This is a genomic window from Pseudomonas sp. CCNWLW23 (genome assembly GCF_037095675.1).
In the GTDB taxonomy this organism is placed as follows: Bacteria; Pseudomonadota; Gammaproteobacteria; order Pseudomonadales; family Pseudomonadaceae; genus Aquipseudomonas; species Aquipseudomonas atacamensis.
Window position 1 is genome coordinate 177700 of the sequence record NZ_JBAWKM010000003.1, and the last position, 13112, is coordinate 190811.

Here is a 13112-nt window from a genome sequence, read left to right on the forward strand (position 1 = left end):
CATAACCGGCGTGGCGGCGCTTCCTTACTGGCGGCTGTCCAGTTTTTATCTGTTCTATTTCGCCTTGCTCGGTTCGACAGCGCCGTTTCTGGCGCTGTACTTCGATCACCTCGGCTTCAGCGCCGCACGCATCGGCGAGCTGGTGGCGATTCCGATGCTGATGCGCTGCGTGGCGCCGAACATCTGGGGCTGGCTCGGCGATTACACCGGCAGGCGTCTGGCCATCGTGCGCTTTGGCGCGGTGTGCACGTTGCTGACCTTTTCGCTGATTTTCGTCAGCCAGACCTACGCCTGGCTGGCAATGGTCATGGCCCTGCATGCGTTCTTCTGGCACGCGGTGCTGCCGCAGTTCGAAGTCATTACCCTCGCGCATCTGCAGGGGCAAACATCGCGCTACAGCCAGATTCGCCTGTGGGGCTCGATCGGTTTCATCATCACCGTAGTAGTGCTGGGGCGGCTGTTCGAATGGCTGAGCCTGGACATCTACCCGGCGGCGCTGGTGCTGATCATGGCCGGTATCGTTCTCAGCAGCCTGTGGGTGCCAAATGCACAGCCGGCGCAAGGCAATCGGCCGGCGGGCGAGGGCTTTCTCAAGCAATTGCGCCATCCCGGCGTGTTGGCGTTTTATGCCTGCGTCGCGCTGATGCAGGTGAGCCACGGGCCGTATTACACCTTTCTGACTCTGCACCTTGAACGCCTCGGTTACAGCCGTGGCGTCATCGGCCTGCTCTGGGCCGTGGGGGTGGTGGCGGAAGTGCTGATGTTCATGGTCATGAGCCGCATTCTGGCGCGCTTTTCCCTGCGCCGGGTGCTGCTGGCGAGCTTCCTTCTGGCGGCGTTGCGTTGGGTGCTGCTCGGTTCGTTTGCGGAGTTTCTCTGGGTGCTGTTGTTCGCCCAAGTGCTGCACGCAGCGACTTTCGGCAGCTTTCATGCGGCTGCCATCGCTTTCGTGCAACGTAGTTTCGGCGCCCGCCAGCAAGGCCAGGGCCAGGCGCTGTATGCGGCACTGGCCGGCACCGGCGGGGCGCTCGGCGCGCTGTATTCCGGCTACAGCTGGAACGCCCTCGGCGCGACATTGACCTTTAGTATTGCCAGTCTCGCAGCGCTTGCCGCTGCCGTTATCATTGCCACATGTATGCAAGAGGACAGGCCATGAGCCTTAGCCGTGAACAGCTCGCCCAGCAGATCGTTGACGCCGGACGTTTTCTATATGGCCGTGGCTGGTCGCCAGCCACCAGCAGCAACTATTCGACGCGCCTGTCGCCGAGCGAAGCGCTGTTGACCGTATCGGGCAAGCACAAGGGCCAGTTGGGTGTGGATGACGTGCTCGCTACCGATCTGTCCGGCAATAGCCTGGAACCAGGCAAGAAACCCTCCGCCGAAACCTTGCTGCACACCCAGCTCTACAGTTGGCGCGCGGAGATCGGTGCGGTGCTGCACACTCATTCGGTGAATGCCACGGTGCTGTCGCGTCTGACTCCGGAAGACTTCATCGAGTTCGAAGACTACGAATTGCAAAAAGCCTTCAGCGGCATCTCGACTCATGAATCGCGGGTGCGTGTGCCGATTTTTGACAACGATCAGGACATTGCGCGCCTCGCCGCCAAGGTGCAGCCTTGGCTCGACGCCCATCCTGATTGCGTCGGTTATCTGATTCGCGGCCATGGTCTCTACACCTGGGGCGCGCAGATGAGCGACGCGCTGCGGCAGATCGAGGCCTTTGAATTCCTGTTTGAATGCGAGTTGAAAACCCGCAGCGTCATGAACCGCCAAGGCTGAGTTCACCAGAAACAGCCCGTTTGCCTGATGCCACGCGGCGCCCGACCGGTCTGCAAGAGCCGGACGGCGCCGCCGCTACCGAGGAATTGCCCATGAGCAGCCTGTCCGTTTATCACGTTTCCAGCCCTGAGATTCCCAACAAGGTGCTGACCCATTTCGAAGACATCGCCTCGACGCTGGCCGAGCAGGGCGTGCGTTTCGACCGCTGGCAGGCCGCCGCGAAGATTCAGCCCGGCGCCAGTCAGGAAGAGGTCATCAGCGCTTATAAAGAGCAGATCGACAAACTGATGACCGAGCGCGGCTACATCACCGTCGATGTGATCAGCCTCAACAGCGATCACCCGCAAAAAGCCGAGCTGCGCGCCAAGTTCCTCGAAGAGCACCGCCATGGCGAAGACGAAGTGCGATTTTTCGTTGCCGGTCGTGGCTTGTTTACCCTGCACATCGACGATTACGTCTATGCCGTTCTCTGTGAGAAGAACGACCTGATCTCGGTTCCGGCCGGCACCAAGCACTGGTTCGACATGGGCGAACATCCGCACTTCGTGGCGATCCGTCTGTTCAACAACCCGGAAGGCTGGGTTGCCAATTTCACCGGCGAAGACATCGCCGGCCGCTTCCCGCGTCTGGAGGACTGAAACCGTGTCGATCAAAGCCATCCTCACCGACATCGAAGGCACCACCAGCGCGGTGAGTTTCGTCTTCGACGTGCTGTTTCCCTACGCCGCCAAACATTTGCCCGACTTTGTGCGGCAGAACGCTTCGCGTGCTGATGTCGCCGAACAGCTCGACGCTGTGCGCCGAGACAGCAATGAGCCGCAGGCCGATGTTGAACGGGTTGTTGAAATCCTCTTGAGCTGGATCGCCGAGGACCGCAAGGCCACGCCGTTGAAGGCGTTGCAAGGCATGGTCTGGGCGCAGGGCTATCAGGCCGGGCAGTTGAAGGGGCATGTCTATCCTGATGCCGTTGAAGCGCTGCAACGTTGGCATGCGGCCGGTTATCAACTGTTTGTTTACTCGTCCGGCTCGATTCAGGCGCAGAAACTGATTTTCGGTTGCTCGGAAGCGGGGGATCTGACACCGCTGTTCAGCGGCTATTTCGACACCACATCGGGGCCGAAGCGTGAGGCGCAGTCCTACCGCAACATTCAGCAGGCGGTGGGTGTTGAAGCCGATGAAATCCTGTTCCTGTCGGATATCGTCGAAGAGCTCGACGCTGCCCAGTCGGCCGGCATGAAGACTTGTGGCCTGGCGCGTGAAGGCGGGGAGTTGGCAGGGCACGTGACGGTTGACAGCTTTACTGGAATCGAACCGGAAGCGTTCTGACCCCACAGTAAATATGTGGCAGACATAAACAAACAGGCCGTGAAGCGCATGCTCCACGGCCTGTTTTTGTTTAAAGCAAATTACAGCGAGTGATAGGTCGGCAGGGCAAAACGCTGCTGGCTCTGCAGCATTGCAATTTGCGGCAGCTCGCTGGCTTGTTCGGCCAGGTCGCGGCGGATCGCGCTGATCGCCCACGACAGTTGGTCACCGGCATGCAGTTGCTGATACGAGAGGGCGCGTTTGAAGACTTTGCCGTCGCTGCTACGCAGAGTGAGCAGGATGCCACCGTCAGGACGTGGGGCAGTGCTGACTTCGTAGTTGGAGAACAGCGATGTAAATTTTTCTTGAATCAGGCTCATGTCATCAGCTCCGTATGTACTTGAATGGCAAGCATGCGGAGGTAGTTGCAGCGTTTGTGCCAGTATTGATGCGAATAAAATCCCTTTAAAATCAATAAGTTGAAGGCATTGCATTTTGCAGGCGTCGTGCAATCTGCATGAATGGCCATCGTGCATCCTGCATTTTGCGTGATTTTTCTCCGTACAACGGAACCAAACGTCCGTACCAGAATCCGCTCTTCCCCGAAGGCGCGACGGGATACAAATCATTGCAAAAACCGCGTGTACAGCCCCGCGAGCACTGACGTACTTTCCTTCTCGACCCACGGCGTAAACGCGTCGGTCGCAGTCATTACCCGATAACAAGAACAGCGGTCTGCACGTCAAGATCGAACGGGGAGCTTTCATGCGTCACGCACCAAGCGACACGATTACCTGGGGCATGATGCTCCGCAAACTGCCGATGATCGCCAAGGCCATCCCCCGGGTGGTCAAAGGCATGAAGGTGGCCAACGTCACGGATCCGACCCAAACGTGCGGCCTGGGCTGGACGTTCGAGCAGGCGACGCTGCGCAATCCCGATGGTGTGGCGTTGTTGCAGGGCGACGTGGCGTTGACCTACACGCACGTCAATCAGTGGGCCAATCGCATTGCGCATTACCTGAGCGAGCAAGGCATCGGCAAGGGCGATGTGGTCGCGGTGTTCATCGAGAACCGTGCGGAATTGCTGGTGACGATTCTGGCGCTGGCCAAGCTTGGCGCGGTGAGTGCGCTGCTCAATACCTCGCTGATGCGCGACACGCTTGTTCACAGCATCAATCTGGTTGCGCCGGTGGCTATTGTGGTTGGCGAAGAACTGACCGCTGCCTATGCCGGCGTGCGTGATCAGGTTGCGATCGCAGCGCCGCGCACCTGGTTCGTCGCCGATCAGGACACCTACAGCCATCCGGGCATCGCGCCTGAGGGCTACGTCAATCTGATCAGCGCCAGTGCTGACGCCAGCAGCGATAACCCGCCGAGCAGCGCGCAAGTATTCTTCGACGATCCGTGTTTCTACATCTACACCTCCGGCACCACCGGCCTGCCCAAGGCCGGTGTTTTCAAGCATGGACGCTGGATGCGCAGTTCGGCGAGCTTCGGCATGATCGCCCTCGATATGCGCCCGGATGACATCGTTTACTGCACCTTGCCGCTGTATCACGCCACGGGTCTGTGCGTGTGCTGGGGATCGGCGATCAACGGCGCCTCGGGTTTCGCCATCCGCCGCAAGTTCAGCGCCAGCCAGTTCTGGGGTGACGTGCGCCGCTATCGCGCAACCACCATCGGCTATGTCGGTGAGCTGTGTCGCTACCTGGTCGAGCAACCGGTCAGCGCCGATGACAGCCGGCACGACGTGCGCAAGATGATCGGCAATGGTTTGCGCCCCGGCGCCTGGGCCGAGTTCAAGACGCGTTTTGCCGTCGAGTACATTTGTGAGCTGTACGCGGCGAGTGACGGCAACATCGGTTTCACCAACATCCTCAATTTCGACAACACCGTCGGGTTTTCGCTGATGGCGTGGGAACTGGTCGCTTACGACCATGACAGTGGCGAGCCATTGCGCGGCGATGATGGTTTCATGCGCAAGGTCGGCAAGGGCGAGCAGGGCCTGCTGCTGGCGCGGATCGACGACAAGGCACCGCTGGACGGTTACACCGACCCGCAGAAAACCGCCCGCGTCGTCCTCCACGATGTGTTCAACAAGGGCGATCGCTTTTTCAACACCGGCGACCTGCTGCGCAATATCGGTTTCGGCCATGCGCAATTTGTTGATCGCCTCGGCGATACCTATCGCTGGAAGGGTGAAAACGTGTCGACCACCGAAGTCGAGAATTTGTTGCTGCAACATCCGCTGATCGCTGAAGCCGTGGCCTACGGTGTGGAGATCCCCAACACCAACGGGCGTGCGGGGATGGCTGCAATTACTCCCGCCGAATCCTTGGCCACGCTGGATTTCGCTGAACTGCTGAGTTTCGTCCGGCAACGTATGCCGGCTTATGCCGTGCCGTTGTTCTTGCGGGTGAAAGTGAAAATGGAAACCACCGGGACCTTCAAATACCAGAAGACTCGCCTGAAAACGGAAGGCTTTGACCCCGGGCTCACCGGCGATGACCCGATCTTCGCCTGGCTGCCGGGCAGCGAAACCTATGTGCATGTCAGTGAGCAAATCCTCGCTGAAATTCAACAGGGCAAACATCGATATTGAGTGTGGCTATCGGGACGCTCGGAAAAAACCGAGTGACAGCCACCGTCGCGCTCGGGAAACTGTCGGCTTTCCGATAGACCGAAATGGAGTGCCCCATGTCCGACCAAAGCCGCCAGATGACCCCTGAAGAAGCTGCCGAATTCACCGAGCAGGTTTTCAACAAGGCGCGCGACGGTGATGCCGAGATGCTTGATCGCCTGGTCAGCGCCGGGCTGCCGGTGAACCTGAAAAACAGCAAGGGCGACACCTTGTTGATGCTCGCCAGCTACTACGGCCATGTCGATGCGGTGAAGGTCCTGCTTAAACACAAAGCCGATCCGGAAATGCGCAATGGCAACGGCCAGAGCCCGATTGCCGGCGCCGCGTTCAAGGGCGATCTGGCGGTGGTCAAGGCGCTGGTCGAGGCGGGCGCCGAAATCGAAGGTTCTTCCTTCGACGGCCGTACCGCGTTGATGATGGCGGCAATGTTCAACCGCGTTGAAATCGTCGACTATCTGATCGGCCAGGGTGCTGACCCGAAAGCCAAGGACGCCAACGGCGTGACCGCGCTGGATGCGGCGCGGACCATGGGCGCGGTCGACACCACCGCGCAGCTGGAAAAGTTGCTGGCGTAAAGTCCACGGACTGTGGCGAAGGGCAGAATGCGCTATCCTTCGCGCCCTGAAAATTCACCTCCGCCACAGGATCCGCCCTCATGAAAGCCGCACTCGTCGAACTCATCAGCAAAATCAGCTCCGGCTGCATGGGCGAGGATGAGATTCTGAAAGTGGCTGACGAAGCCGCTCAGGCCTACGCCGATGCCGATGCTTTTCTGGCCGCCAATCCGGACATCAACTACGACGACACTTTCCCGATCCCGCTGGGTGAGTGGGTAGTGGTCGGTAGCCTGCCGGAAACCGTGCTGTTTCAGGCCGATACCTACGTCGATCTGTTCGCACAAATCGTTGCCTCGTTTGGTCCGGGCGTGGATTTCAATCTCAAGCCCAAGCAACTGGCCAAGACCGAAGCACTGACCGCACTCAACCGTATTCAGGTGCAGATGAGCAGCCTGAACAAGGAGAACGGCGGTTACACGTTGATGAACTTCAGCCAGTTGCTCGACGATGAATTGCAAATGGTCCTGGTCTACGGCAACGATGTGCCCCGCGTGCTGGAGTTGTGCGCCGAGGTTGGTATCGCCGCCGCGCCAGCGCTGGAAGCCTTGAAGGTCGCCGTTCACGTCTGAACGCAATAAAAGGGAACCCTGCGCGCGACCGTCTATCCTAAAAGTGCATGCCACTATTCTGGAGCGACACCATGGGTTCCACGTTCAACGGTCTGATTGGCCTGATCATCCTTGCCCTCGACATCTGGGCCATCATCAACGTGCTGAAAAGCGGCGCCTCCACCGGGATGAAAATCGTCTGGGTGTTGCTGATCATCCTCCTGCCGGTGCTGGGCCTGATCATCTGGGCGATTGCCGGACCGCGGGGCAACGTCCGGATCTGAGCTGATTTTCGATCACACGGTCATCCCTGTGGGAGCGAGCCTGCTCGCGAAGACGTTGGGTCAGTCGCCATCACCGGCAACTGATGCTGCGCTTTCGCAAGCAGGCTCGCTCCCACAGTAATTTGCGTTGGTAAAAAACAACCGGAGGTTCGACCTGTCATCTTCGGCAACGTAGAATGCGCGCCTTTCCCGGGCAATCGTCCCCACGATGGCGCCCGCGCATTTATCGGAGCACTTGACCATGACCGTCACCAAGACCAGCGAGTACCTGGAAACCCTCTACGAAGGCTACGGCCAGCGTTTTCGCATGGAAAAACTGCTGCACGAAGTGCGCACCGAACACCAGCACCTGGTGATCTTCCAGAACCCGCGCATGGGCCGGGTCATGGCGCTGGACGGCGTGATCCAGACCACCGAAGCCGACGAATTCATCTACCACGAGATGCTCACCCACGTGCCGATCCTCGCCCATGGCACTGCCAAGCGCGTGCTGATCATCGGCGGCGGTGACGGCGGTATGCTGCGCGAAGTGACCAAGCACGCCGGCGTCGAGCACATCACCATGGTCGAGATCGACGGCACCGTCGTCGACATGTGCAAGGAATTCCTGCCGAACCATTCCGCCGGTGCCTACGACGACCCGCGTCTGAATCTGGTGATCGATGACGGCATGCGTTTCGTCGCCACCACTACTGAAAAATTCGACGTGATCATCTCCGACTCCACCGACCCGATCGGCCCGGGCGAAGTGCTGTTCTCGGAGAATTTCTACCAGGCGTGCCACCGCTGCCTGAACGAAGGCGGCATCCTCGTCACTCAGAACGGCACGCCTTTCATGCAGATCGACGAAGTCAAAACCACCGCCGGTCGCCTGCGCAGCCTGTTCCCGGACTGGCACTTCTACCAGGCCGCCGTGCCGACCTACATCGGCGGTTCGATGACCTTCGCCTGGGGCTCGACCAACCCGGCGTACCGCAAGCTCAGCCGTGAAACCCTGCAACAGCGCTTCATCGGCAGCGGCATCGTCACCCGTTACTACAACCCGGAAATCCACATCGGCGCGTTCGCCTTGCCGCAATACGTGCTGCAAGCGGTCAACAAGCCGAGCAACGACTGATCACGCTGACGTCGCTCTGCAAGGGAGCTCTTGTGGCGAGGGGATTTATCCCCGTTGGGATGCGCAGCATCCCTGAACCGGCCTGCGCGGTGTCTCCGTCAAACCGCAATGGACGGTCTTACGACTGCTGCGCAGCCGGACGGGGATAAATCCCCTCGCCACAGAGTCCGCCCTATCGATCGGATGGTTATTTTCACCGTTGTCGGTTGTAATCCTTTTGAACCAACTATCGCGGAAAAAAGTCGAGATAGAGGTAAGCCCATTTACGGGTTGATCGAGGAGGCACTGATGCAAAAGTGGAAAGTCACTTTCGTGGATGATCACGGTGAAATTGTCGATGAAGTCTTCGAACGTGAGGAATGCCCGTCCGATGATGAAGCCGCACGGCTCGTCAAAGAACGGCTTCTTCCGGTCGCCGCCAAGCTGGATCTCAACGATCTGGAAGGGCGCACCGCCGATGCCGGGGTGAAAAACCTCAAGACCCAGAACGGCATCGAAATCCGCAGCATCACCCCTGTCTGAACACTTCCTGTCATCTCGTAAACCAGGCCTTGGCAGCGGCGCTCTCTTGGGGCTACTCTGCAAGCGAGATCAGCGAATGGATCGCTAAGGTCTGGTCTTGTCAGCTACATGCTTGTTTCCCGCGCGCAACCACGTTGCCGTAGTACTTAGGCCAAAAGGCCCGGGGCGGGAATACGGAAAGTCTATCCATCAATTGAGGGGGACGATTCATGAGCACAGCCTATCAAGAAGACATCAGCAGCAACGTTCTGCGCCGCATGAAAGAAGGCGGTTTCGATTTTTCCCGGTTCCATCCCATCGAGTTCTACGCGATTTTCCCGGACGAGGAGCGGGCGCGCAGGGCAGCAGGCAAATTTCGCGGTGAATCCATCAATGCCCAGGTCAGTGCGCGCGACGACGGCGCCTGGTCGCTGGAATTGAGCAAGGTGATGTACGCAACCTATGACGACATTGGCGATTTCGAGCAGGGCTTCTCTGCCGTGGTCGAGCCGCTGGGCGGCATTATCGAGGGTTGGGGCGTGAAGCAGGAGGTGCGCAATCGTTACCGCTTGAATTGATTTTGCGCATCGTTTGTCGAGCAACGGCTGGCCTTCGGGTCGGCCGTTGTGGTTTCTGGCTTCTGCACATCGCAGTGGCAAAACTCTGAAACAAGAATCCAGGGCAAAAAAAAGCCACCGGAGAGGGTGGCTAAAAGGGAAGACGGGTATGCAATAAAGTCCTGTCGGGACGGGGCTGCCAAGGCAGTTCAGATCGGTTGAGCTGTCTACTTCGCGGCGCCGTGCCATGGAAGTTTTGCAGCGAATGCGCGGATTATCCGCAGTCGTGGCCGGGCAGTGAAATCAACTCTGACTATGCTGGTGATAGGCGATGCAGTGCGTCGCAATGAAGCGGGGGCAATCGGGTCGGGGCATTTGCCGCACAGGAATGGTGCGCAGCCTTCGGCGTGGATCTACAACCGATTGAAATCAAAGCGTTTATGCCGATGGCACGGGCCTTGCGAAGGCCTGTATGTCCGGAGTGACAAGGAGTACGGCATGATCCGCACCTATTTTGACGAGATGTACGATGCCGGCGGCCTGGTCCGCCCGCATTACCGGGAATTTGCCCGCTGGCTGGCCGAGACGCCCGACGAGCTGCTCGCGCAGCGCCGCCGCGAGGCCGATCTGCTGTTCCACCGTGCCGGGATCACCTTCACGCTCTATGGCGACGAGCAGGGCACCGAGCGCCTGATTCCGTTCGATACCATTCCTCGCAGCATTCCCGCCAGTGAATGGCGGATTGTCGAGCGCGGCTGCATTCAGCGGGTCAAGGCGTTGAACATGTTTCTCGCCGACCTCTACCACGAGCAGCGCATCATCAAGGCCGGGATTATTCCCGCCGAACAGGTGCTGGCCAACGAGCAATACCAGTTGGCGATGCAAGGCCTGGATCTGCACCGCGACATCTACTCGCATATCTCCGGCGTCGATCTGGTGCGCGATGGCGATGGCACTTATTACGTTCTCGAAGACAACCTGCGCACACCCAGCGGCGTCAGCTACATGCTCGAGGACCGCAAGATGATGATGCGCCTGTTCCCCGAACTGTTCTCCGCCCAGCGCATCGCCCCGATCGATCACTATCCCAATCTGCTGCTCGACACCCTGAAAAGCTCAAGCCCGATCGACAACCCGAGCGTGGTGGTGTTGACGCCGGGACGCTTCAACAGCGCGTTCTTCGAACACGCGTTTCTTGCCCGGGAAATGGGCGTGGAACTGGTCGAAGGTGCGGATCTGTTCGTGCGTGACGACAAAGTCTTCATGCGCACCACCGATGGCCCGAAAGCGGTCGACGTGATCTATCGCCGCCTCGACGATGCCTTCCTCGATCCGCTGGCATTCAACCCGGACTCGATGCTCGGCGTGCCTGGGCTGCTGTCGTCCTACCGTTCCGGCAACGTGGTGCTGGCCAACGCCATCGGCACCGGAGTGGCGGACGATAAATCGGTGTATCCGTTTGTCACCGACATGATCCGTTTCTACCTCGACGAAGAGCCGATTCTGAAAAACGTGCCGACCTGGCAGTGCCGCAACCCGTCCGAGCTGTCCCACGTGCTGGCCAATCTTCCGGAACTGGTGGTCAAGGAGACCCAAGGCTCCGGCGGTTACGGGATGCTCGTTGGGCCAGCCGCGACGACAGCGGAAATCGATGCCTTTCGTGAGCGCATCAAAGCCAAACCCCATGCTTACATCGCGCAGCCGACGCTCTCGCTGTCGACCTGTCCGACCTTTGTCGAAAACGGCATCGCGCCGCGCCATATCGATTTGCGTCCGTTTGTGCTGTCCGGTCGCGAAACCCGGGTCGTGCCCGGCGGTTTGACTCGTGTCGCGTTGCGTGAAGGCTCCCTGGTGGTGAACTCCTCCCAGGGCGGCGGCACCAAGGACACCTGGGTAGTCGAGGATTGAAGGAAGCTTGCCATGTTAAGTAGAACTGCCTCGGATCTGTACTGGATGTCGCGTTACCTGGAGCGTGCGGAGAATCTCGCGCGCATGCTCGACATCAGTTATTCGCTGTCGCTGATGCCGCAGGACGGGCGCGGCGACGGTCTGCACGAACTCGCCATGCCGTTGCTGATCACCGGCACCCTGGACGATTACCTTGAACGCCACGGCGACCTCCACGCAGAGCGCCTGCTGCATTTCTTCGCACTGGATGCGGCTAACCCGGCCAGTATCTACAGCTGCCTTGGTGCAGCGCGGGCCAGTGCTCATGCGGTACGCGGGCGAATCACTGCGGACATGTGGGAAAACATCAACGCGACCTGGCTGGAAATTCGCGGCATCGCCGAACAGGGACTGAGTCGTTATGGCATGAGCCGGTTTTGCGAATGGATCAAGGAACGTTCGCACCTGTTTCGTGGCGCCTCATACGGCACGATCATGCGCAACGACGCGTTTCGCTTTATTCGTCTGGGTACGTTTATCGAGCGCGCGGACAACACGCTGCGCCTGCTCGATGCCCGTTACGAAATGGCCGGCGATCAGGCCGAAGCAGTCAGCGACGGCACGGCGCACGCCTATTACCAATGGAGTGCGCTGCTGCGCGCCTTGTCCTCATTCGAGGCCTACACCGAAATCTACCGCGACGCGCCCGGCGCCCGGCATGTCGCCGAACTGCTGCTGTTACGCGCCGATGTGCCGCGTTCGCTGCGTGCCTGTACCGAAGAGATCGACCAGATCCTCGCGCAACTGCCAGGCGCCAACGGCCGACCGGCACAACGCCTGGCGGCGGAAATGGACGCACGCCTGCGCTACACCGGCATCAACGAAATCCTCGAAGAAGGCCTGCACGCCTGGCTGACCGAATTCATCCCGCTGGTGCGCCAGTTGGGCAACGCCATTCACAGTTCCTACCTGGAGGCTGCATGAGACTTTCCATAAGCCACGAGACCACCTATCACTACGAAGATCAGGTGCGCGCGAGCATCCAGTACCTGCGCCTGACGCCCCACGATAGCGAGCGCCAGCATGTCCTCAGTTGGCAACTCGACCTGCCGCGTCCGGTGCGTGCGCAGCTCGATCCGTTCGGCAACATCCTGCATGTGCTGACCATGGACGAGCCGCACGAAGCGATCATCATCGGCGCCCGTGGTCAGGTCGATATCGATGAATTGCGCGAGGCCGAACATGAGAGCCAGTCGGCGCTTCCGTTCCTGCGCTTCACGCGCCTGACCGAAGCCGATGAAGCCTTGCGCGAATTTGCCGCGAAGAACTGCAAGCAACGGCGAGATCGCACCGCGCTGATCGACTTGATGCACGGTCTGAATCAGCACATGACCTACACGCCGGGCTCGACTGAAGTCGACACCAGCGCCGCCGAAGCTTTCGCCGGTCGCGCCGGGGTTTGTCAGGATCATACCCATGCGTTTCTCGCCTGCGCGCGCAGCCTCGGCGTGCCGTCGCGTTACGTGTCGGGTTATCTGTACAGCGAAGATTGCGAGCATCTGGCCAGTCATGCCTGGGCAGAAGCGTGGCTGGATGACGCGTGGTACAGCTTCGACGTGACCAACCAACTGGCGCGCCCGGAGCGACACCTGAAGCTGGCGGTGGGTCTGGATTATCTCGACGCCTGCCCGGTCCGTGGCATGCGCCGGGGCGGCGGCTGCGAGCAGATGCATGCGAAGGTGTTCGTCTCGCCGACGCCGGTTATTTCCGTGCAGCAACAATAGCTCGACGCACGCAAAGCCCTGTGGGAGCGAGCCTGCTCGCGAAAGCGGTTCATCAGCCAGCCAACCAGCGACTGACACTCCGCCTTCGCG

The 13112-nt window shown here is 59.7% G+C and carries 15 protein-coding genes; 14 read left to right on the forward strand and 1 reads right to left on the reverse strand.

Going from position 1 to position 13112, the window contains the following annotated elements:
- Positions 1 to 10: 10 nt before the first annotated feature.
- From V8J63_RS06200 to mtnC, 4 genes are all read left to right on the forward strand, one after another.
- Entirely contained in the window at positions 11 to 1156 is a 1146-nt protein-coding gene (locus V8J63_RS06200; RefSeq protein WP_125927482.1) for an MFS transporter, read from the forward strand.
- Positions 1153 to 1779 carry a methylthioribulose 1-phosphate dehydratase gene (locus V8J63_RS06205; protein ID WP_024012225.1) on the forward strand — a complete coding sequence of 209 codons (627 nt, stop codon included), beginning with the start codon at positions 1153 to 1155 and terminating at the stop codon, positions 1777 to 1779. The genes V8J63_RS06200 and V8J63_RS06205 overlap by 4 nt, the downstream gene beginning before the upstream one ends.
- A 92-nt stretch (positions 1780 to 1871) precedes the next feature.
- Entirely contained in the window at positions 1872 to 2417 is a 546-nt protein-coding gene (locus V8J63_RS06210) for a 1,2-dihydroxy-3-keto-5-methylthiopentene dioxygenase (RefSeq protein WP_038861971.1), read from the forward strand.
- A 4-nt stretch (positions 2418 to 2421) separates the two neighbouring features.
- Complete coding sequence (gene mtnC, locus V8J63_RS06215) at positions 2422 to 3105, forward strand: acireductone synthase (protein ID WP_323621566.1); 684 nt, start codon at positions 2422 to 2424, stop codon at positions 3103 to 3105.
- A gap of 80 nt (positions 3106 to 3185) precedes the next feature.
- Here mtnC and V8J63_RS06220 read toward each other — a convergent pair whose 3' ends face one another.
- Positions 3186 to 3464 carry a DUF3509 domain-containing protein gene (locus V8J63_RS06220; protein WP_016773780.1) on the reverse strand — a complete coding sequence of 93 codons (279 nt, stop codon included), beginning with the start codon at positions 3462 to 3464 and terminating at the stop codon, positions 3186 to 3188.
- A 385-nt stretch (positions 3465 to 3849) separates the two neighbouring features.
- Between V8J63_RS06220 and V8J63_RS06225 the strand changes: the two genes are divergently transcribed.
- The 10 genes from V8J63_RS06225 (at position 3850) to V8J63_RS06270 (ending at position 13022) form a co-directional block, all read left to right on the forward strand.
- Positions 3850 to 5688: a long-chain-acyl-CoA synthetase gene (locus V8J63_RS06225; RefSeq protein WP_336463762.1), complete on the forward strand. Its 1839-nt coding sequence runs from the start codon at positions 3850 to 3852 to the stop codon at positions 5686 to 5688.
- A gap of 95 nt (positions 5689 to 5783) precedes the next feature.
- On the forward strand, positions 5784 to 6302 hold the full coding sequence (locus tag V8J63_RS06230) for an ankyrin repeat domain-containing protein (RefSeq protein ID WP_016773782.1): 519 nt from the start codon (positions 5784 to 5786) through the stop codon (positions 6300 to 6302).
- Positions 6303 to 6382: 80 nt separating this feature from the next.
- Entirely contained in the window at positions 6383 to 6913 is a 531-nt protein-coding gene (locus V8J63_RS06235; RefSeq protein WP_123443419.1) for a hypothetical protein, read from the forward strand.
- 71 nt (positions 6914 to 6984) lie between these two features.
- Positions 6985 to 7176, forward strand: coding sequence for a PLDc N-terminal domain-containing protein (locus V8J63_RS06240; protein WP_016773784.1), 192 nt, complete (start codon positions 6985 to 6987; stop codon positions 7174 to 7176).
- Positions 7177 to 7417: 241 nt separating this feature from the next.
- A complete protein-coding gene (speE, locus tag V8J63_RS06245; RefSeq protein ID WP_016773785.1) occupies positions 7418 to 8293 on the forward strand; it encodes a polyamine aminopropyltransferase in 876 nt (291 codons plus the stop codon).
- Between the two features lie 288 nt (positions 8294 to 8581).
- Positions 8582 to 8815 (forward strand): hypothetical protein, encoded by a 234-nt coding sequence (locus tag V8J63_RS06250; protein WP_024012230.1) that lies wholly within the window; start codon positions 8582 to 8584, stop codon positions 8813 to 8815.
- Between the two features lie 209 nt (positions 8816 to 9024).
- Positions 9025 to 9372 (forward strand): ribonuclease E inhibitor RraB, encoded by a 348-nt coding sequence (locus tag V8J63_RS06255; RefSeq protein ID WP_003223226.1) that lies wholly within the window; start codon positions 9025 to 9027, stop codon positions 9370 to 9372.
- 477 nt (positions 9373 to 9849) lie between these two features.
- Positions 9850 to 11259 carry a circularly permuted type 2 ATP-grasp protein gene (locus V8J63_RS06260; protein ID WP_016773787.1) on the forward strand — a complete coding sequence of 470 codons (1410 nt, stop codon included), beginning with the start codon at positions 9850 to 9852 and terminating at the stop codon, positions 11257 to 11259.
- 12 nt (positions 11260 to 11271) lie between these two features.
- Entirely contained in the window at positions 11272 to 12222 is a 951-nt protein-coding gene (locus tag V8J63_RS06265) for an alpha-E domain-containing protein (RefSeq protein ID WP_016773788.1), read from the forward strand.
- Complete coding sequence (locus V8J63_RS06270; RefSeq protein WP_016773789.1) at positions 12219 to 13022, forward strand: transglutaminase family protein; 804 nt, start codon at positions 12219 to 12221, stop codon at positions 13020 to 13022. The genes V8J63_RS06265 and V8J63_RS06270 overlap by 4 nt, the downstream gene beginning before the upstream one ends.
- The last annotated feature ends 90 nt before the right edge of the window (positions 13023 to 13112 follow it).

Coding starts and splice junctions, on each gene's coding strand:
- V8J63_RS06225 (WP_336463762.1), top strand. CDS start 3,850: ATGCGTCACGCACCAAGCGACACGATTACCTGGGGCATGATGCTCCGC.
- V8J63_RS06240 (WP_016773784.1), top strand. CDS start 6,985: ATGGGTTCCACGTTCAACGGTCTGATTGGCCTGATCATCCTTGCCCTC.
- V8J63_RS06205 (WP_024012225.1), top strand. CDS start 1,153: ATGAGCCTTAGCCGTGAACAGCTCGCCCAGCAGATCGTTGACGCCGGA.
- V8J63_RS06250 (WP_024012230.1), top strand. CDS start 8,582: ATGCAAAAGTGGAAAGTCACTTTCGTGGATGATCACGGTGAAATTGTC.
- V8J63_RS06220 (WP_016773780.1), bottom strand. CDS start 3,464: ATGAGCCTGATTCAAGAAAAATTTACATCGCTGTTCTCCAACTACGAA.
- V8J63_RS06230 (WP_016773782.1), top strand. CDS start 5,784: ATGTCCGACCAAAGCCGCCAGATGACCCCTGAAGAAGCTGCCGAATTC.
- V8J63_RS06265 (WP_016773788.1), top strand. CDS start 11,272: ATGTTAAGTAGAACTGCCTCGGATCTGTACTGGATGTCGCGTTACCTG.
- V8J63_RS06255 (WP_003223226.1), top strand. CDS start 9,025: ATGAGCACAGCCTATCAAGAAGACATCAGCAGCAACGTTCTGCGCCGC.
- speE (WP_016773785.1), top strand. CDS start 7,418: ATGACCGTCACCAAGACCAGCGAGTACCTGGAAACCCTCTACGAAGGC.
- V8J63_RS06210 (WP_038861971.1), top strand. CDS start 1,872: ATGAGCAGCCTGTCCGTTTATCACGTTTCCAGCCCTGAGATTCCCAAC.
- V8J63_RS06235 (WP_123443419.1), top strand. CDS start 6,383: ATGAAAGCCGCACTCGTCGAACTCATCAGCAAAATCAGCTCCGGCTGC.
- V8J63_RS06270 (WP_016773789.1), top strand. CDS start 12,219: ATGAGACTTTCCATAAGCCACGAGACCACCTATCACTACGAAGATCAG.
- V8J63_RS06260 (WP_016773787.1), top strand. CDS start 9,850: ATGATCCGCACCTATTTTGACGAGATGTACGATGCCGGCGGCCTGGTC.